This is a genomic window from Pseudomonas brassicacearum, assembly GCF_003732265.1.
Taxonomy (GTDB): Bacteria; Pseudomonadota; Gammaproteobacteria; order Pseudomonadales; family Pseudomonadaceae; genus Aquipseudomonas; species Aquipseudomonas brassicacearum_D.
In genome coordinates this window covers 1-19,642 of sequence record NZ_MOBK01000006.1, presented here as the reverse complement: position 1 = coordinate 19,642, position 19,642 = coordinate 1, and the positions used below count along the sequence as shown (strand labels likewise).

Below are 19,642 nucleotides of genomic sequence, written 5' to 3'. Positions count from 1 at the left end.
ATCGCGCCCACGATTAAAGGAGACGACTTCATGCTGATGGTGATTTCCCCCGCCAAGACCCTCGATTACGAAACACCGCCGGCGACCCAGCGCTTTACCCAGCCGCAGTACCTCGATCATTCCCAAGAGCTGATCATGCAGCTGCGCGACCTGACGCCGGCGCAAATCAGCGAATTGATGCACGTCTCGGACAAGATCGGCGGCCTCAACGCCGCGCGTTTCGGCAGCTGGACACCCGCGTTCACCCCGGAAAACGCCAAGCAGGCGCTGCTGGCCTTCAAGGGCGACGTCTATACCGGCCTCAACGCACAAACCTTCAGCGAAGCCGATTTCGATTACGCCCAAACGCACCTGCGCATGCTGTCCGGCCTTTATGGCCTGCTGCGCCCGCTGGACCTGATGCAACCGTATCGACTGGAGATGGGCACCAAACTGGCGAATGCCCGTGGCAAGGACCTGTATGCCTTCTGGGGCACGCGCATCAGCGAATGGCTGAACGAAGCGCTGGCCGATCAAGGCGATGACGTGCTGCTGAACCTGGCGTCCAATGAGTACTTCTCGGCCGTCAAACGCAACGCGTTGAACGCACGCATCATCAATACCGACTTCAAGGACCTGAAGAACGGCCAGTACAAGATCATCAGTTTCTACGCGAAGAAAGCCCGGGGCATGATGAGCCGCTTCGTCATCGAAGAGCGCATCAACAACCCCGCCGACCTCAAGCAATTTGACGTTCAGGGTTACCGCTACAGCGCCGAACAATCGAAACCGGACAATCTGGTTTTCCTGCGCGATCACGCTCCCGAATAAAAGCACCAATCAGGCGCACGACTCTTTTAATCCTCGTCGTGCGCCGACGCCCGATAGTCGAACAATCCCGCCTTATAACGTCGACTTATTGACGCCAATAAAACATCACCAAATTTTCTAACTTTTGTTTCACTCGACTTCGGTGTTTTTTTTCAGTAGTGGCACTGAAAATTTTTATCGGTAGTGGCATAAAACTATCGAACTCGGTTAGCCCCCTATGTATCAAGGGTGAAACAGCAAGTGCCATCAGTTTGAAAGTAGTGCCATCTTTCTTAATATTTCAAGAAATTTCAGATTTCGCGATGGGCGGACTGGAACTATGTCCAAATGCGTAGTTCATACCACCGGTAACGATTATCAACGTGCTTGTACGAGATAACTTACGCAGACAAGCCATTCACATAGCGAAGTTGTCACATTAACTTCCGAAGATGAGTCGCTTATTTGGGCAACACATGAAGGACAGGAGATACGCAGCATTAATATCCCCTACAAGGCCAAGGCAGCGCCCCTATAAACGTGCTCTCCCGAGCACCCAACCGCTTGATTTACAGGCTTATCGCCTGGCATTGAGCGCGCAAGATCCTTGCACGAGCGTCCTCAGGCCAGAGGACCGGCTGCATAACAGGGCACGTCATAATAATAAGGCCTAGTTGCGCACATCTTGAGTGCACTTATTTAGACACTCGGAACTTTGTATGCCTGCACACGGCATTGTGGCGCCTGTAAGCCGCACTTTCGAGTGCACTATGACCGCTAAACACCTTTAACTCCGGCCATCTTATGGCTAGTGAAAACAGTCTTGATAACAGAGAGGTAATTGCGATGCGCATCAGCATATTTGGTTTGGGTTATGTCGGCGCTGTCTGTGCCGGTTGCCTGTCTGCACGGGGCCATGACGTCGTTGGCGTCGATGTTGCCAAAGACAAAATCGATATGATCAATGCCGGCAAATCGCCGATCGTTGAACCGGGCCTGGGCGAGCTTCTGCGCAAGGGTATCGATACCGGCAAACTACGTGGCACGACCAACTTCGCCGAGGCGATTCGTGACACCGACCTGTCGATGATCTGCGTCGGTACGCCAAGCAAGAAAAACGGCGACCTGGAACTGAACTACATCGAAGCCGTGTGCCGCGAAATCGGTTTTGTCCTGCGTGACAAGACCACCCGCCACACCATCGTGGTTCGCAGCACCGTACTGCCGGGCACTGTGGCCAACGTAGTGATCCCGATCCTCGAAGATTGCTCCGGCAAGAAAGCAGGCGTCGACTTCGGCGTGGCAGTGAACCCTGAGTTCCTGCGTGAAAGCACCGCGATCGCCGACTACGACCTGCCGCCTATGACCGTCATCGGCGAGTTCGACAAAGCGTCGGGCGACGTTCTGCAATCGCTGTACGAAGAACTCGACGCGCCGATCATCCGCAAGGACATCGCCGTTGCCGAGATGATCAAGTACACCTGCAACGTGTGGCACGCCACCAAGGTCACCTTCGCCAACGAAATCGGCAACATCGCCAAGGCGGTCGGCGTCGATGGTCGTGAAGTGATGGAAGTGGTCTGCCAGGACAAAACCCTGAACCTGTCCCAGTACTACATGCGCCCAGGCTTCGCGTTCGGCGGCTCTTGCCTGCCAAAAGACGTGCGTGCCCTGACCTACCGCGCCGGTTCCCTGGACGTGGAAGCACCGCTGCTGAACTCGCTGATGCGCAGCAACGAATCCCAGGTGCAGAACGCCTTCGACATCGTTTCCAGCCACGACAAACGCAAAGTCGCCCTGCTGGGCCTGAGCTTCAAGGCCGGCACCGACGACCTGCGCGAAAGCCCGCTGGTGGATCTGGCCGAAATGCTGATCGGCAAGGGTTACGACCTGAGCATCTACGACAGCAACGTCGAATACGCCCGTGTCCACGGTGCGAACAAGGACTACATCGAGTCGAAAATCCCTCACGTCTCGTCCTTGCTCAACTCCGACTTCGACGACGTGATCAACAACTCCGACGTGATCATCCTCGGCAACCGTGACGAGAAATTCCGCGCCCTGGCGCAAAACGCCCCGCACGGCAAGCAAGTGGTCGACCTGGTGGGCTTCATGACCAAAGCCACCAGCGTTTCGGGCCGCACCGAAGGCATCTGCTGGTAAAGCAGCCGCAAGCTTCAAGCTTCAAGCCGCAAGTCAAAGCTCCTCACTTGGAGCTTGAAGCTTGGGGCTTGCAACTGACTTTAGGATTCCGATTATGCACAGGCTAAAGCACGGCCTACTTCAGGCCGCCGGTTGGCTGTTTTACCTAAGTTTATTGATGGGCATCGCCATGGCGTTGCCTGCGTCCACGTTCGACTCCGAGTCGAAGGACTTCATTTTCCTGATCGGCTTCATCGGGATCTGGCGTTACTCGATGGGTGCCACGCACTTTCTGCGCGGCATGCTGTTCCTGTACGTGGTCTACCCGCACCTGCGGCGCAAAGTGCGCAAGCTGGGCAAAGCGGCAGACCCGTCCCATGTATTTTTGATGGTCACCAGTTTCCGTATCGACGCGCTGACCACCGCGCAGGTCTACGCCTCGGTGATTCGTGAAGCGATCGACTGCGGCCTGCCGACCACCATGGTCTGCTCCATCGTGGAAATGTCCGATGAAAAGCTGGTGAAGAGCCTCTGGTCGCGGATGAATCCGCCGGACCGGGTCAAGCTCGACTTCGTGCGCATTCCCGGCACCGGCAAGCGCGATGGCCTGGCTTATGGTTTCCGCGCCATCTCCCGCCACCTGCCGGACGACCGCGCCGTGGTCGCCGTGATCGATGGCGACACCGTGCTCGGCGAAGGCACAGTGCGCAAGACCGTGCCGTGGTTCCAGCTGTTCGGCAACGTCGGCGGCCTGACCACCAACGAGTTCTGCGAAGTGCGCGGCGGCTACATCATGAGCGAATGGCACAAGCTGCGTTTCGCCCAGCGTCACATCAACATGTGCTCGATGGCCCTGTCCAAGCGCGTACTGACCATGACCGGCCGGATGTCGGTGTTCCGTGCCACGGTGGTCACCAACCCGGAATTCATCGCCGACGTGGAAAGCGACTCGCTGCAACACTGGCGCCTGGGTCGTTTCAAGTTCCTGACCGGTGATGACAAGTCGAGCTGGTTCAGCCTGATGCGCCTCGGTTACGACACCTTCTACGTGCCGGACGCCGCGATCAACACCGTAGAGCATCCGCCGGAAAAGAGCTTCATCAAGGCCAGTCGCAAGCTGATGTTCCGCTGGTACGGCAACAACCTGCGCCAGAACTCCCGCGCCCTGGGCCTGGGGATGAAACGCCTCGGCCTGTTCACCTCGGTGGTGCTGTTCGATCAGCGCGTGTCGATGTGGACGTCGTTGCTGGGGCTGACGGTCGCGCTGATTGCCAGCTTCAAATATGGCACCGCGTTCATCCTGGTTTACCTGCTGTGGATCGGCATTACCCGCCTGATCCTGGCTTTGCTGCTGTCCCTTTCCGGTCACCGGATCGGCCCGGCCTACCCGGCGATTCTCTATTACAACCAGATCGTCGGCGCGTTGGTGAAGATCTATGTGTTCTTCCGCCTCGATCAACAGTCCTGGACTCGCCAGCCCACTTCTCTGACCCGTGATCTCGCCAGCTTTCAACGTTGGTTCAACACCTGGTCGTCTCGGACCATGACCTTCTCCGCCGGCAGCATCTTTGTCGCCGTGCTGCTGATGATGGTCTGACCCGCCCCTATTGAATTAACAAGGAAATCGCCCCTATGAATACCGCCGTCAACGCCAACGTAGTGCATGAATCTGAAGCCCAGCGCCAACACGCCCGAGTGAAAATCCCGGCCAAGCTGCGTTTCTTCGGTCCGGACCGGACTCCGGTTGAAGCCCGTGTGATCGACCTTTCCGCTGGCGGCCTGGCGTTCAACGCCGGTCAGTTGCCGCTGAAGATCGGTGATGTGTACAAGGCTCGCCTGCAATTCGTCATCGACAACCTCGGCCTGGCCATGGACGTGGAGTTGCAGGTTCGCTCCTTCGACCGCCAGACCGGCCGTGCCGGTTGCCAGTTCCAGAACCTCGAACCGCAAGACATTTCGACCCTGCGCCACTTGATCACCTCTCACCTGGCCGGCGACATCGTCAGCATGGGTGAAGTGCTGGCGACCCTGCAGCGCGACAACTTCACCAAGGCGCGCAAGGTCAAGGACGGCGGCCACGGCATGAGCGCCTTCGGTCGTCTGCGTGCAGTGACCTTCAGCCTGGGGATTTTCATCGTCGGCGTCGCGGCCTTCGGTTTCGTTTTCAAGTCGGTGTACGGCATGTACTTCGTCAGCCATGCGCAGGCTGGCCTGGTCAGCGTGCCGGGCATGAACATCACCATGCCGCGCGACGGCACCGTGCAGAGCCTGATCAAGGCTGACGGTGTTGCCGCCAAAGGCGCCCCGCTCGCCACGTTCAGCACCAGCATGCTCGACGTGCTCAAAGGGCATCTGGACGAAGACCAACTGCAACCGGCCAAGGTTGAAGAACTGTTCGGCAAGCAAATGACCGGGACCCTGACCTCGCCGTGCGATTGCACCGTGGCCCAACAACTGGTTGCCAACGGTCAGTACGCCAGCAAGGGCGACGTGATCTTCCAACTGGTGCCGCGCAACAGCGAAGCCAACGTTGAAGCGCGCTTCTCCTATCGCCAGTTCCGCGACGTGCGTCCGGGTACTGCGGTCAGCTTCCAGATCGCCGGCGAAGACAAAACCCGCACCGGCAAGATCGTCAGCAGCACGAGCCTGAAAAGCGCCGACCTGTCGTCCGACATCCGCGTACTGATCCAGCCTGACGAAGCCCTGGACAGCAGCCTCGCCGGTCGCCCGGTAGAAGTGAACAGCGATCGTGGCCCGAACCTGAACTGGCTGATCGACAAAGCCATGGCTGCCGGTCTTTAAGTCGAGGACATGCCTGTGACGATTATCAGTTTCCTGAAAACACCGAGTTCCCTGTGGGAGCGGGCTTGCTCGCGAAGGGAACAACGCGGTCTGCCTGATGCACCGCAGCGCCTGCTTCGCGAGCAAGCCCGCTCCCACATGGGTTACGCGTTCTGCTCGCTGGCATTGGCAGTCAGCCTGGCCGGTTGCGCCGGCCTGCCTGACCAGCGTCTGGCCAATGAAGCCCTCAAGCGCGGCGACACTGCGCTCGCGCAGCAGAACTACAAGCAACTGGCCGACCTCGGCTACAGCGAGGCTCAAGTGGGCCTGGCCGATATCCAGGTCGACAGCCGCGACCCGGCTCAGATCAAACAGGCCGAGGCGACTTACCGCGCCGCGGCCGACGTTTCGCCGCGGGCCCAGGCTCGCCTCGGTCGCCTGCTGGTGGCCAAGCCGGGCTCTACCGAAGCCGAACAGCACGAAGCCGAAGGCCTATTGAAAAAAGCCTCGGCCAATGGCGAAGGCAACACCCTGATCCCGCTGGCCATGCTGTACCTGCAATACCCGCACAGTTTCCCGAACATTGATGCGCAGAAGCAGATCAGCCAATGGCGCGCCGAAGGCAAACCGGAAGCGGGTCTGGCGCAAGTGCTGCTCTATCGCACCCAAGGCACTTACGACCAGCACCTGGACGAAGTCGCCAGCATCTGCAAAGCCGCGCTGAACACCACCGACATCTGCTACGTCGAACTGGCCACGGTTTATCAGAAACAGGCCAAGCCTGAGCTACAAGCCGAGCTGATCAAGCAGATGCAAGCCGCACATGCTCGCGGCACCGTCTCCGCGCAGCGGGTCGACAGCGTCGCCCGTGTACTCGCGGACCCGACCCTGGGCAAGACCGACGAGAAAACTGCGCAGTCGCTGCTCGAACCTATCGCTCCGGGCTACCCGGCGTCGTGGGTCACCCTCGCGCAATTGATCTACGACTTCCCTGAACTGGGTGACGTCGACCAGATGATGAAGTACCTGGACAACGGTCGCGCCGCCGACCAGCCGCGCGCCGAACTGTTGCTGGGCAAGCTCTACTACGAAGGCAAAATGGTCCCGGCCGACGCCAAGGTCGCCGAAGAACATTTCCAGAAAGCCGTCGGCCGCGAAGTCGCCGCCGATTACTACCTCGGCCAGATCTACCGCCGCGGTTACCTGGGCAAAGTCTATTCGCAGAAAGCCCTGGATCACTTGCTGACCGCTGCGCGCAACGGCCAGAACAGCGCCGACTTCGCCATCGCCCAGCTGTTTTCCCAAGGCAAGGGCACCAAGCCCAACCCGCTTAACGCTTACGTCTTCAGCCAGTTGGCCAAGGCTCAGGATACCCCGCAAGCCGCCGAGCTTGCGCAAACACTCGAAGCACAACTGCCGCCTGCCCAGCTCGCCGAGGCCCAACGCCTGTTGAAACAAGAACAGGCCATTCGTGGGTCCTTGAGCAAGAACACGCTGGAACTGCATGCCCTGCAAGAAGAAGACGGCGAGGAATCCCTATGAAGTTGAATCCATTCATGAAGGCCGGCATCGGCCTCACGTTCGCGCTGATCTGGTCTTGCCCGACACTGGCCGCGATCACTGAAACCAAAAACTTCGGCCTCGAAGTGAAAGTCACCGGCCAGTCCGAAGACGACAGCGACCTCGGCACCCAGAGCGGCGGCGACGTCAACGGCGTCGGTCTCGACCTGCGTCCATGGATCTACGGCGAAAGCGGCGCGTGGAGCGCCTACGCCATGGGCCAGGCCGTGACCGCCACCGACATCATCGAGACGGACACCTTGCAAGGGACCGCCGGCGATGGCACCACGCCGACCACCAACGATGATCGCAAGACCAAGAAAAACTACCTGGCCATGCGCGAATTCTGGGTCGGCTACAGCGGCCTCACGCCGTATCCCGGCGAGATGCTCAAGCTCGGTCGCCAACGCCTGCACAACACCGACGGCCAATGGCGCGACACCAACATCGAAGCCCTGAACTGGACCTTCGACACCACCCTGTTGCGCGCCAACATGGGTGTCGCCGAACGCTTCAGCGAGTACCGCACCGACCTCACGGAGCTGGCTCCAAAAGACAAGGATCGCCTGCACGTCTACGCCGATGCCGAGTATCAGTGGACACCGGGCAACTGGGCGGGCGTTCGCGCTCATCACACCCACGATAACGGCAAGCTCGACTACCCGCAGCCGGGTGTACCCACCGATTCGCTGGACAAGAAACAGAACGGCGACCTCACCTGGCTGGGCCTGACCGCCGACAGCGACGCCTACAACTGGCGCAACACCAACACGGTCAATTACTGGGGCAGCATCACCGGCATGAGCGGTGATACCGACACGGTCAACCCGCTGAACGCCGACGGCACGCCTCCGGCCGAAGCCAAACGTGGTCAAGACCTCAATGGCTGGGCCACGGATGTCGGCGTGCGTCTGCGCCTCGATCCGCAATGGCAAGTCGGTGCCGCCTATGCCCGAGCCAGCGCCGAGTACGAACAGAACGGCCTGGAAAGCAACCGCTCGAACTACACCGGTACCCGCTCGCGGGTTCACCGCTTCGGCGAAGCCTTCCGTGGCGAAATGCAGAACATGCAGACCGCCACCCTGTTCGGTTCGTGGATGCTCAACGACGAATACGACGCGAGCGTGATCTACCACAAATTCTGGCGCGTCGACGGCAACAAGCCGATCGGCAGCAACGGCATCAATGCGGTCGAGAACAACACCGACGACCCGACTGGCGCAATTCTTTCCACCACGTCCCTGCCGCTGAACGATGGCGAAAAAGACCTCGGTCAGGAAATGGACCTGGTCGTCACCAAGTACTTCAAGCAAGGCCTGTTGCCGGCGGCGTTGAGCCAGTCGATCGACGAGCCTTCGGCCCTCGTGCGTTTCCGTGGTGGTGTGTTCAAGCCGGGTGATGCGTACGGCAAGGAAGTCGACTCGTACATGCACCGCGCATTCATCGACGTGATCTGGCGCTTCTGATGCGAACCGCGAAGGGAGTGCCCGACATGAACAATTCGAAGCGAGGTTCGATCTCCTTGCTGGCCGGCGCGATGCTGCTGGCCAGCGCGGCTGCCTTCGCCAATGTGGAACCGGTCGTGCCCGTGCAAAAAGGGCAACCGGCGACCCTTGCCAAAGGTTTGCAACAGGCCAAGACCTACACCGTCAGCAGCGCGCCGACCGCGCCGCTGGAGCTGGCCAAGCCGAAACTGCCGGACACTTCGGGCTACACCGCCGAAGCCATCGCCGCGAAAATCGTGCGCACCAAGGCCGGCAAGATCAGCGTGCGCCGGATGATGCAGGAAGACGCCCTGAAGGACTTCATCGGCGGCGACAACAAGATGGCCGAGTGGGTGGTGCGTCAGCACGGTATCCCGCAGGCAATCTTTGTCGACGACGGCTACATGAACCTCAAGGACCTGGCGAAGAAACTGCCCAAGCAGTACTTCAGCGAAACCTCGCCCGGCGTGTTCCTGGCGAAGTTGCCGATTGTGGTTGGCCGTCACGGCATCCTCGAAATCGACAAGCAGACCCAGGAATTGCGCCTGTCCCAAGAGGCCGGTTCGTTCCTGGTCAACGACGGCCAGTTGTTTGTGCGTGACACCAAAATCACCGGCTGGCGAGAAAAGGACAATGGCCCGGCGACGTTCACGTCGCCAAAGGAATTCCGTCCGTTCCTGCTGTCCTGGGGTGGCACCGAGACCTACATCGCCAACAGCAAAATCGCCAGTTTCGGCTACGCCAACAGTAAGTCCTACGGCGTGAGTATTTCCCAGTACACGCCGAACATGGCCAAGGTCTTGAAGCGCCCTGAACCGACTGGCTGGATCGTCGGCTCCGAGTTCTCGGACATGTGGTACGGCTTCTACTGCTACGAAACCCGCGACTTCGTGGTCAAGGGCAACACCTACAAAGACAACATCGTCTACGGCATCGACCCGCATGACCGGTCCCACGGCCTGATCATTGCCGACAACACGGTGTACGGGACCAAGAAAAAGCACGGGATCATTATTTCCCGCGAGGTCAACGACAGCTTCATCTTCAACAACCGCAGCTACGACAACAAGTTGTCGGGCCTGGTGATCGACCGTAACAGCGTGAACAACCTGATCGCCTACAACGAAATCTACAAGAACCACACCGACGGCATCACCCTCTACGAGAGTGCCGACAACCTGATCTACGGCAACAAGGTGATCAGCAACAAACGCCACGGCATCCGTATTCGTAACAGCGTGAACATCCGCCTCTACGAAAACCTGTCCCTGGCCAACGGCCTGACCGGCGTCTACGGCCACATCAAAGACCTGAGCGACACCGACCGCGACATCAAGCTCGACCCGTTCGACGCCGAAGTGTCGCTGATCGTGGTCGGCGGTGAACTGGCCGGCAACGGCAGTGGCCCGCTGTCCATCGACTCGCCGCTGAGCGTCGAGTTGTATCGCGTGTCCATGCTCGCCCCGACCAAATCCAGCGGCATCAGCTTCAGCGGGATTCTGGGCGAGCGTCAGGATGAAATTCTCGACCTGCTGGTGCGCCAGCAGAAAGCCGTGCTGATCGACCCTGTCGAACGCCAGACCGAAATGCGGGACTGAGGATAATTTTATGCACCCACACTTGATCAAATTACTCAGCCTGTCGGCCCTGACCGCCGGCATTCTCGCGGCCAGCGGCGGTGTTCGTGCCGATGAGGCCCCAGCGCCGAAGTTTGCGGCCGAACCGTGCTGCAACCTGTGCCCAGAAGCCCATGACGCGAAGAATTACACCACGCGTTATCAGCAAAACTTCACCACCCTGGTGCAGGCTCAGGGCGACTGGCTGTTCCGTACGCAAGAAGACTTGCGCACCGAATTCGACACCTCCCCCGCCGGCTACAAACGCATGAAAGAACTGCACGATGCGTTCAAGAGCAAAGGCGTGGAGCTCGTTGTTGTTTATCAACCCACTCGTGGCCTGGTGAACCGCAACAAGCTCAACCCGGAAGAAAAAGCCAAGTACGATTTCGACAAGGCGTTGAAGAACTACAAGACCATGCTCGGGCGTTTCGCCGCCATGGGTTACGTGGTTCCGGACCTGTCGCCGCTGACCAACGAATCGCTGCCCGACACCCTGCCTGCCCACGACTTCTACTTCCGCGGTGACCAGCACTGGACGCCGTACGGCGCCCAGCGCACAGCGAAAATCGTCGCGGAAAAGGTCAAGCAGATTCCAGCGTTTGCCGGTATTCCGAAACGTGAATTCGAGACCCACAGGTCGGGTCGCATGGGCAAGACCGGAACATTGCACAACATGGCCGGTCAACTCTGTGGCACCAGCTACGCGATCCAGTACATGGATCAATTCACCACCGAGCCCAAGGGCGAAGCCGCCGACGGCGATCTGTTCAGCGACGCCGGCAATCCGGAGATCACCCTGGTAGGCACGAGTCACAGTGGCAAGAACTACAACTTCGCCGGTTTCCTCGAAGAGGCCATCGGCGCCGACATCCTCAACGTGGCGTTCCCCGGCGGTGGCCTGGAAGGTTCGATGCTGCAGTACCTGGGCAGCGAAGAATTCCAGACCAAACCACCAAAGATCCTGATCTGGGAATTCTCGCCGCTCTATCGCCTCGACCAGGAAACCATCTACCGCCAGATGATGGCGCTGCTGGACAACGGTTGCGAAGGCAAGGATGCACAGATGTCCGGCAGCGCCACGCTGAAACCGGGCAAGAACGAATTGATGGTCAACAGCAAAAACCTGAATCTGCAAAACAGCAGCCACCAGGTCGACATCCGCTTCGCCGATCCGTCGGTGAAAACCCTGCAAGCCACCCTCTGGTACATGAACGGTCGCCACGAGGACATCAAGATCGATAAACCGGAAACCTCCGACACCGACGGGCGTTTCGCCTTTGAGCTGCGCACGGACGAAGACTGGGCCTCGCAGAATCTGCTGGCCGTCGAAGTCCAGGGCCCTGAAGAACCGGGTGCTGCGCCGCAAAAAGTCGAAGCGAAAATCTGCAAACGCAACGTGTTCCCGAGTGCTGAGCAGCGAACTGCTCAGGCCGGGCAATGAGGTCTGCCATGCGAAACCGAACGTTGAAAAATCTGCTCGCGCCATCGCTGTTAACCTTGGCGATGTTCGCCGGTGCCACCCAGGCGGCCGCACCGCTGCGTCCGCCACAGGGTTACTTCGCGCCGATTGAAAAGCTCAAAACCGGCGACAGCAGTGAAGGCTGTGATGCGATGCCGACGCCGTACACCGGCTCGTTGCAATTTCGCAGCAAATACGAAGGCTCCGACAAGGCCCGTTCGACCCTGAACGAGCAATCGGAAAAAGCCTTCCGCGACAGCACCGCCGACATCACCAAGATCGAACGCGGCACCAGCAAGCGCGTGATGCAATTCATGCGTGACGGTCGCCCGGAACAACTCGAATGCACGCTGACCTGGCTCACCGCCTGGGCCAAGGCCGATGCGTTGATGTCCAAGGACTTCAACCACACCGGCAAGTCCATGCGCAAATGGGCACTGGGCAGCATGGCGTCGTCGTACATCCGCCTGAAGTTCTCCGACTCGCATCCGCTGGCCAACCATCAGCAAGAGTCGCAGATGATCGAAGCCTGGTTCAGCAAAATGGCCGATCAGGTGGTCAGCGACTGGGACAACCTGCCGCTTGAGCAAACCAACAATCACTCGTACTGGGCGGCCTGGTCGGTGATGGCCACGTCGGTCGCGACCAACCGCCGCGACCTGTTTGACTGGGCCGTGAAGGAATACAAGGTCGGCGCCAATCAGGTCGACGCGCAGGGTTTCCTGCCGAACGAACTCAAGCGCCAGCAACGCGCCCTCGCCTACCACAACTACGCCCTGCCGCCATTGGCGATGATCGCCAGTTTCGCGCAGGTCAACGGTGTGGACTTGCGCCAGGAAAACAACGGCGCGCTGAAACGCCTGGGTGATCAGGTGCTCGCCGGGATTAAAGACCCGGACATCTTCGAGAAGAAGAACGGCAAGGAACAGGACATGACCGATCTCAAGATCGACTCGAAATTCGCCTGGCTCGAACCGTTCTGCACGCTCTACACCTGCGCACCGGATGTGCTGCAACAGAAACACAAGATGCAGCCGTTCAAGACCTTCCGCCTCGGTGGGGATTTGACCAAGGTCTTCGACCCGGCCAATGAAAAAGGCAACAAGGGTTCCTAGCGCCAGACACAAATCCCCTGTGGGAGCGGGCTTGCTCGCGAATGCGGTCTGACATTCACCAATGATGTCGACTGACACACCGCTTTCGCGAGCAAGCCCGCTCCCACAGGTCAGTGCAAGACATGAATTTTGTGTGATGTGTCCCCCGATTTTTCATGGGGGGTTTGGGGGGGCCGTTGGCCCTTGACTGTTGGTTAAACATGGAGAGATCGGGATGGTATTTTCATCCAATGTGTTCCTGTTTCTGTTCTTGCCGATCTTTCTCGGCTTGTACTACTTGAGCGGAATACGCTATCGCAACCTGCTGCTGCTGATCGCCAGCTATGTGTTCTATGCCTGGTGGCGTGTGGACTTCCTCGCGCTGTTCGCCGCCGTCACGCTGTGGAACTACTGGATCGGCCTCAAAGTCGGTGCCGCGGGCGTGCGGACCAAACCGGCCCAGCGCTGGCTGCTGCTCGGCGTCGCCGTCGACCTGTGCATCCTGGGCTACTTCAAGTACGCCAACTTCGGCGTCGACAGCATCAACGCCATGATGACGTCGGTCGGCCTGTCGCCGTTCATCCTGACCCACGTGCTGTTGCCGATCGGGATCTCGTTCTACATCTTCGAGTCCATCAGCTACATCATCGACGTCTATCGCGGTGATACCCCGGCGACCCGCAACCTGATCGACTTTGCGGCGTTCGTGGCGATCTTCCCGCACTTGATTGCCGGCCCGGTGTTGCGTTTCCGCGACCTCGCCGACCAGTTCAACAACCGCACCCACACCCTGGATAAATTCTCCGAGGGCTGCACGCGGTTCATGCAGGGTTTCATCAAGAAAGTCTTCATCGCCGACACCCTCGCCGTCGTCGCCGACCACTGCTTCGCGCTGCAAAACCCGACCACGGGCGATGCCTGGCTCGGCGCACTGGCCTACACCGCGCAACTGTATTTCGACTTCTCCGGCTACAGCGACATGGCCATCGGCCTGGGCTTGATGATGGGTTTCCGCTTCATGGAAAACTTCAAGCAGCCGTACATCAGCCAGTCGATCACCGAGTTCTGGCGTCGCTGGCACATCAGCCTCTCCACCTGGCTGCGTGACTACCTGTACATCACGCTGGGCGGTAATCGCAAAGGCACGTTGATGACCTATCGCAACCTGTTCCTGACCATGCTGCTCGGTGGTCTGTGGCACGGCGCGAACATCACCTACATCGTCTGGGGTGCGTGGCACGGCATGTGGCTGGCGATTGAGAAAGCGCTGGGCCTGAACACCTCGCCGCGCAGCATCAACCCGATCCGCTGGGCGCTGACGTTCCTGCTGGTGGTGATGGGCTGGGTGATCTTCCGCTCGGAAAACCTGCACGTCGCCGGCCGTATGTACGGCGCAATGTTCAGCTTCGGCGAATGGTCGCTGTCGGAACTCAACCAGGCCAGCCTCACCGGCCTGCAAATAGCGACACTGGTAGTGGCTTACGTGACCCTGGCGTTCTTCGGCATCCGTGATTTCTACACCAACCGTCCGCCCGAGAAGACCAAGCCTGCCGTCAACGTCGAGACCGATGGTCCTGCTGGCGCAACCCCTGGAATGATCAAAGCCGTACCGGGCGACAACCCGGCCAGCATCCACCAACCGGGCTACACCGTCGGCGTTGAAGCCACCGTGCAACCGGCCTACTGGACCGCTGACTGGTCGCGTTACGTGATGCGCGCCCTGGTGCTGCTGCTGTTCATCGCTTCGATTTTCAAACTCTCGGCGCAAAGCTTCTCGCCGTTCCTTTACTTCCAGTTCTGAGGGATCTGACCATGACCCGCTCATTACGCATCTTCTACATCGCTCTGTTCCTGCTGACCCTGTTGGCACTGGGCCTGTGGTCCACGCGCAGCTTCTTCGGCTTCAGTACCAATGCCGAGGCGACGGTGCTCAACGGCCGCTGGACCAAAGCCGTGGAGACGCACTACGACGACGAGTTTCCGATCAAGCGCCTGGGCACCAACCTCTGGGCCGCGCTGGATTTCAAACTGTTCAACGAAGGTCGTCCGGGCGTCGTGCTCGGCCGCGATCAGTGGCTCTACAGCGATGAAGAGTTCAACCCGATCGTCAACGAAGAGCTGAACCTGCAAGGCAACTACGCGCTGGTCGAAGGCGTGCGCCAGACCTTGAAAGAGCAAGGCGTGCAACTGGTGATGGCAATCGTGCCGGCCAAGACCCGCCTGTACCCGGAACACCTGGGTGAGGTGAAGCCTTCGAGCATTCACGCCAACCTCTATCAGGACTTCCACGCCCGTGTCGCGGCCGACAAGATCCTCGCCCCCGACCTGCTCGGCCCGCTGCAAAAGGCCAAGCAGAACGGTCAGCAAGTGTTCCTGCGCACCGACACCCACTGGACCCCGGAAGGCGCACAAGTCGCTGCCGAGACCCTGGCGAAAACCATCGCCGACAAACTCCCGCTGAGCGGCGAGCCACAAAACTTCGTCACTGAACCTGCGGAGAAAGTCACGCACAAAGGCGACCTGCGCTTGTTCCTGCCGCTGGACCCGCTGTTCGAAAACCTGATGCCGGCGCAAGAGCCGCTGCAGAAGCGCAACACCGTAGCGGCTGGTGATCAGCCGGCCGGTGACGACGCCCTGTTCGCCAACACCGAAGTGCCGGTGGCCCTGATCGGCACCAGCTACAGCGCCAACCCGAACTGGAACTTCGTCGGCGCACTGAAACAAGCCCTGCGCAGCGACGTGGTCAATTACGCCGAAGACGGCCACGGCCCGATCCTGCCGATGCTCAGCTACCTGAAAAGCGATGCTTTCAAGAACAGCCCGCCACAGGTGCTGATCTGGGAGTTTCCTGAACGCTATCTGCCTGTGAACAACGAAATCGGCGACGCCGACCCGCAGTGGGTCGCAGAGCTCAAAGAAGCCGGCGCCCGCCAACAAAACGTAGCCGCAAACACTAAATCCGAGACGCCCGACCGGGCGCAAAACTGAAAGAGAGAGGTACTACCATGACTTTCACTACTACTCCTCGCCGTCTCGCCAAGACTTTTGCTTTGGCCGCGACCTTCAGCGTGTTGTCGATGAACGCCTTCGCTGGCGACGCCGCACTCTACGGTCCTACCGCACCAAAAGGCTCGAGCTTCGTACGGGTCTATAACGCCGGTAACGCTGAAGTCAGCGCCACCGTCGGCAGCACCAACCTGAGCGACGTCGCACCGCTGTCCAGCACCGACTTCAGCTTCATGCCGGGCGGCGACTACAGCGCCAAGGTCGGCAGCCAGACCCTGCCGGTGAAACTGGCCGGTGACCACTATTACACCCTGGTCAACAACGCTTCCGGTGCGCCGCAACTGATCGAAGAACCGCCGTTCAAGAACAAGCAGAAATCCCTGGTGCGTCTGCAGAACCTGAGCGACAAGCCGCTGACCCTGAAAACCGCTGACGGCAAGACTGACGTGGTGCCAAGCGTGGCCGCCAAGGGCCGTGGCGAGCGTGAGATCAACCCGGTGAAGGTCAGCCTGGCGCTGTTTGAAGGCGACAAGAAAGTCGGCGACGTCAAGCCAGTTGCCCTGGAGCGCGGTGAAGCGGCCGTGCTGTACGTCACCGGCAACGGCAGCAGCCTGTCGCCAGTCTGGGTAAAACGCCCGGTGTCGACGCGCTAATCAATTTGCCTGACTGACACATCTCCCCTGTGGGAGCGGGCTTGCTCGCGAATGCGGTTTTACATTCAACGATGATGTTGACTGACCCACCGCTTTCGCGAGCAAGCCCGCTCCCACACTAGACCGAGGCGTCAGTCCGGACACGGAATAAGAACAAGAGTGAAACGACAGAACGTTCGTAGCTCTAACCAATCGATTTTAAAGGAGTAACAACATGATTCCGGTGATCTTGTCAGGTGGTAGCGGCTCACGTCTTTGGCCGCTTTCGCGTAAACAGTTTCCCAAGCAATTCCTCGCCCTGACCGGCGAACACACGCTGTTCCAGCAAACCCTGGAACGCCTGGTGTTCGAAGGCATGGACACCCCGATCGTGGTGTGCAACAAGGACCACCGCTTCATCGTCAACGAGCAGTTGAGCAACCGCAAACTCGAAGCCCAGCGCATCCTGATGGAACCGTTCGGTCGCAACACCGCGCCGGCCGTGGCCCTGACCGCGATGATGCTGGTCAATGAAGGTCGTGACGAGTTGATGCTGGTGCTGCCGGCCGACCACGTGCTGGAAGACCAGAAAGCCCTGCAACGTGCGCTGGCCCTGGCCACCGTCGCGGCGGAAAACGGCGAAATGGTGCTGTTCGGCGTCCCGGCCACCAAACCGGAAACCGGTTATGGCTACATCAAGTCGACCAATGATTCGCTGTTGCCGGAAGGCGTCAGCCGCGTCTCGCACTTCGTCGAAAAACCTGACGTGAAACGCGCCACCGAATATGTCGAGTCCGGCGGTTATTTCTGGAACAGCGGCATGTTCCTGTTCCGCGCCAGCCGCTTCCTAGAAGAGCTGAAAAAGCACGACCCGGACATCTACGACACCTGCCTGCTGACCCTCGAACGCAGCGAGCAAGATGCCGACACCATCACCTTCGACGAAGCCACCTTCGCCTGCTGCCCGGACAACTCCATCGACTACGCGGTGATGGAAAAAACCCAGCGCGCCTGCGTTGTACCGCTGACGGCTGGCTGGAGCGATGTCGGTTGCTGGGCGTCGCTGTGGGAAGTGAATGAAAAAGACGCCAATGGCAACGTGTCCAAAGGTGACGTGGTGATTCAGGACAGCAAAAACTGCATGATCCACGGCAACGGCAAACTGGTGTCGGTGATCGGCCTGGAAAACATCGTGGTGGTCGAAACCAAGGACGCCATGATGATTGCGCACAAGGACTCGGTCCAAGGCGTGAAACAGATGGTCAACACCCTCAACGAACAGGGCCGCAGCGAAACCCAGAACCACTGCGAAGTCTATCGTCCGTGGGGTTCCTACGACTCGGTGGACATGGGCGGCCGCTTCCAGGTCAAGCACATCTCGGTCAAGCCGGGCGCGTGCCTGTCGCTGCAAATGCACCACCACCGCGCCGAACACTGGATCGTGGTCAGCGGCACCGCTGAAGTGACCTGCGATGACAACGTGTTCCTGCTGTGCGAAAACCAGTCGACCTACATCCCGATCGCCTCGGTCCACCGTCTGCGCAACCCGGGCAAGATTCCACTCGAGATCATCGAAGTGCAATCGGGCAGCTACCTGGGTGAAGACGATATCGAGCGGTTCGAAGATATCTACGGTCGCTCCACCCCGATCGAGCGCGGCGTGTCGGTGAAAACCATCGCGCAGTAAGCGTTCAGCAAAATGAAAGCCCCCGTCCAGCCCGCTGCGTTCCCTATCCGCAGTGGGTTGGCCGGGGGCTTTTTACATCGGGGCAATCATGGTCAAAAAGGTTCCCATTGATTGCTCCCCGCCTCCCTGGAAGCAACGATGTAGGCGTTCGGAATCGGGGTAACAAAAGTCACCTCGTGTGTCATGGCCGGAATCATCGCCACGAATCTGGCCTGATCAAGCGTGTCACCACTCATCAAAAGTCTGGTGTCCAATCGTCCTTTGGGAGTGAACTTAAAGGGAGCCCCAAGCCCCAGCGTCTGGTCATTGATATCTCGCTCTGTCAAGTCCGGGATTTCCATTCGGTACAGGAAGGCTCTTGTGTCACCGTATCCTCCTGATTCTTCACCCATGCCGGTGGATACAAAAGCTGCATTGGGGCTGCTAACGTGTTCCCGGGCCAAGGCGTTAATGGTTTTGGTCACAACGGTCTTCTTGAACTCCTGTTTGATTTCGGGCCCTCTGTTATCTCTGGGGAAAAAACCACCCACCTCACGGATTTTTCCGGGGGGACGATTGTCTCCCCTCATGACTATGATGCTGCCCGAGGGAGCACGCATCAATTGATGTGAGCCCACGGTCATTGAACCGGCAGCATAGGAAGGAAGCACCGCGTTTGACTTATCCGTCGTTGGTAACACGATAGGAGGCGGCCTTTTAGGCGCGACCGCCATGGTAGCCGAGGGCTGACCCATTTGAGGTGGGGCAGGTCGAGGTGGGGCAGGCCGGGGTGGAACAACCGGCTTAACCGTTGCGGGTGCAAGTGAAGGTGGCCGTGGGGGAACTGGCGGGCGGGCAGAAGCCACGCCCTCCTCCTTCTTGTTGGGTGCGAGGCCATCGACATCAGCCAACCCTATCGGGTTGTTTCGAACCATCCGGTACAGATTGAGACCATCAATAGTTCCCGCAGGGTCAGGGCTTAGCCAGCGCTGCAACCACGGTATGTAGTACCGAAACCCATAGTAATAAAGCCCCGTCGCATCCCGCTCCTTGCCTGAATACCGAATGGTTTTGTAATCCCCATCGGTATCGTTCGGGCCCGCAGAGCAGGCGGTTTCACCAAAGGGGTGATAGGTTTCTCGACTGATGATTCGCGCGTCATCGGCGAGTTCCAGCGTGCAGGAGTTCAAGTGATCGACGAGGTTGTAGCGGTACTGATCGTTGATCACACCGGACGGTGGATCAGTTTCCCAATGCAACACCCGAACACTATTGAGCCCGGCCTGCGCGTTGATGACCTGCCGCACCTCCCCGGTACCGCTGTCGGTGCGCAATTCCAGTCCCGGCAAGTAACGCACTTCAGCCACCACGGTTCGGGCATGGGTCTGCAACGAGCGAGTTTTTCGTACC

General features: G+C 59.3%; 14 protein-coding genes. 13 read left to right on the top strand and 1 reads right to left on the bottom strand.

The features are described from left to right. Nucleotides 1–30 precede the first annotated feature (30 nt). The 13 genes from yaaA to BK660_RS12665 all read left to right on the top strand — a co-directional run bounded on the left by yaaA (nucleotide 31) and on the right by BK660_RS12665 (nucleotide 18,253). On the top strand, nucleotides 31–810 hold the full coding sequence (yaaA, locus tag BK660_RS12735) for a peroxide stress protein YaaA (RefSeq protein ID WP_123433582.1): 780 nt from the start codon (nucleotides 31–33) through the stop codon (nucleotides 808–810). A gap of 825 nt (nucleotides 811–1,635) precedes the next feature. Continuing rightward, a complete protein-coding gene (locus tag BK660_RS12730; protein ID WP_007942268.1) occupies nucleotides 1,636–2,952 on the top strand; it encodes a nucleotide sugar dehydrogenase in 1,317 nt (438 codons plus the stop codon). Nucleotides 2,953–3,046: 94 nt separating this feature from the next. Beyond that, on the top strand, nucleotides 3,047–4,528 hold the full coding sequence (gene alg8, locus BK660_RS12725; protein ID WP_123433581.1) for a mannuronan synthase: 1,482 nt from the start codon (nucleotides 3,047–3,049) through the stop codon (nucleotides 4,526–4,528). Between the two features lie 35 nt (nucleotides 4,529–4,563). Continuing rightward, nucleotides 4,564–5,733: an alginate biosynthesis protein Alg44 gene (locus BK660_RS12720; protein WP_123433580.1), complete on the top strand. Its 1,170-nt coding sequence runs from the start codon at nucleotides 4,564–4,566 to the stop codon at nucleotides 5,731–5,733. Nucleotides 5,734–5,748: 15 nt separating this feature from the next. Next, nucleotides 5,749–7,254, top strand: a complete 1,506-nt coding sequence (gene algK, locus BK660_RS12715) for an alginate biosynthesis TPR repeat lipoprotein AlgK (RefSeq protein WP_311202905.1) — start codon at nucleotides 5,749–5,751, stop codon at nucleotides 7,252–7,254. After that, nucleotides 7,251–8,738, top strand: coding sequence for an alginate export family protein (locus BK660_RS12710; protein ID WP_123433578.1), 1,488 nt, complete (start codon nucleotides 7,251–7,253; stop codon nucleotides 8,736–8,738). The genes algK and BK660_RS12710 overlap by 4 nt, the downstream gene beginning before the upstream one ends. A 26-nt stretch (nucleotides 8,739–8,764) precedes the next feature. Continuing rightward, nucleotides 8,765–10,354, top strand: a complete 1,590-nt coding sequence (gene algG / locus BK660_RS12705; protein ID WP_123433577.1) for a mannuronan 5-epimerase AlgG — start codon at nucleotides 8,765–8,767, stop codon at nucleotides 10,352–10,354. Between the two features lie 10 nt (nucleotides 10,355–10,364). Beyond that, nucleotides 10,365–11,816 (top strand): alginate O-acetyltransferase, encoded by a 1,452-nt coding sequence (locus BK660_RS12700; protein ID WP_123433576.1) that lies wholly within the window; start codon nucleotides 10,365–10,367, stop codon nucleotides 11,814–11,816. 8 nt (nucleotides 11,817–11,824) lie between these two features. Further along, nucleotides 11,825–12,949 (top strand): mannuronate-specific alginate lyase, encoded by a 1,125-nt coding sequence (locus tag BK660_RS12695; RefSeq protein WP_123433575.1) that lies wholly within the window; start codon nucleotides 11,825–11,827, stop codon nucleotides 12,947–12,949. 214 nt (nucleotides 12,950–13,163) lie between these two features. Further along, on the top strand, nucleotides 13,164–14,729 hold the full coding sequence (locus BK660_RS12685; RefSeq protein WP_123433574.1) for an MBOAT family O-acyltransferase: 1,566 nt from the start codon (nucleotides 13,164–13,166) through the stop codon (nucleotides 14,727–14,729). Between the two features lie 11 nt (nucleotides 14,730–14,740). Further along, nucleotides 14,741–15,916 carry an alginate O-acetyltransferase gene (locus BK660_RS12680; protein ID WP_123433573.1) on the top strand — a complete coding sequence of 392 codons (1,176 nt, stop codon included), beginning with the start codon at nucleotides 14,741–14,743 and terminating at the stop codon, nucleotides 15,914–15,916. Nucleotides 15,917–15,933: 17 nt separating this feature from the next. Next, nucleotides 15,934–16,587 (top strand): alginate O-acetyltransferase AlgF, encoded by a 654-nt coding sequence (locus BK660_RS12675; protein ID WP_123433572.1) that lies wholly within the window; start codon nucleotides 15,934–15,936, stop codon nucleotides 16,585–16,587. Nucleotides 16,588–16,801: 214 nt separating this feature from the next. Further along, complete coding sequence (locus BK660_RS12665) at nucleotides 16,802–18,253, top strand: mannose-1-phosphate guanylyltransferase/mannose-6-phosphate isomerase (RefSeq protein WP_123433570.1); 1,452 nt, start codon at nucleotides 16,802–16,804, stop codon at nucleotides 18,251–18,253. A 92-nt stretch (nucleotides 18,254–18,345) separates the two neighbouring features. On the opposite strand, the gene BK660_RS32990 is transcribed toward BK660_RS12665, so the two are convergent. Continuing rightward, a partial coding sequence (locus BK660_RS32990) for an RHS repeat-associated core domain-containing protein (protein ID WP_259698503.1) occupies nucleotides 18,346–19,642 on the bottom strand: 1,297 nt, incomplete at its 5' end.

What these genes read in the sequence shown, in the direction of transcription:
- yaaA (WP_123433582.1), top strand. Translation starts at nt 31, where the DNA reads ATGCTGATGGTGATTTCCCCCGCCAAGACCCTCGATTACGAAACACCG.
- BK660_RS12730 (WP_007942268.1), top strand. Translation starts at nt 1,636, where the DNA reads ATGCGCATCAGCATATTTGGTTTGGGTTATGTCGGCGCTGTCTGTGCC.
- alg8 (WP_123433581.1), top strand. Translation starts at nt 3,047, where the DNA reads ATGCACAGGCTAAAGCACGGCCTACTTCAGGCCGCCGGTTGGCTGTTT.
- BK660_RS12720 (WP_123433580.1), top strand. Translation starts at nt 4,564, where the DNA reads ATGAATACCGCCGTCAACGCCAACGTAGTGCATGAATCTGAAGCCCAG.
- BK660_RS12710 (WP_123433578.1), top strand. Translation starts at nt 7,251, where the DNA reads ATGAAGTTGAATCCATTCATGAAGGCCGGCATCGGCCTCACGTTCGCG.
- algG (WP_123433577.1), top strand. Translation starts at nt 8,765, where the DNA reads ATGAACAATTCGAAGCGAGGTTCGATCTCCTTGCTGGCCGGCGCGATG.
- BK660_RS12700 (WP_123433576.1), top strand. Translation starts at nt 10,365, where the DNA reads ATGCACCCACACTTGATCAAATTACTCAGCCTGTCGGCCCTGACCGCC.
- BK660_RS12695 (WP_123433575.1), top strand. Translation starts at nt 11,825, where the DNA reads ATGCGAAACCGAACGTTGAAAAATCTGCTCGCGCCATCGCTGTTAACC.
- BK660_RS12685 (WP_123433574.1), top strand. Translation starts at nt 13,164, where the DNA reads ATGGTATTTTCATCCAATGTGTTCCTGTTTCTGTTCTTGCCGATCTTT.
- BK660_RS12680 (WP_123433573.1), top strand. Translation starts at nt 14,741, where the DNA reads ATGACCCGCTCATTACGCATCTTCTACATCGCTCTGTTCCTGCTGACC.
- BK660_RS12675 (WP_123433572.1), top strand. Translation starts at nt 15,934, where the DNA reads ATGACTTTCACTACTACTCCTCGCCGTCTCGCCAAGACTTTTGCTTTG.
- BK660_RS12665 (WP_123433570.1), top strand. Translation starts at nt 16,802, where the DNA reads ATGATTCCGGTGATCTTGTCAGGTGGTAGCGGCTCACGTCTTTGGCCG.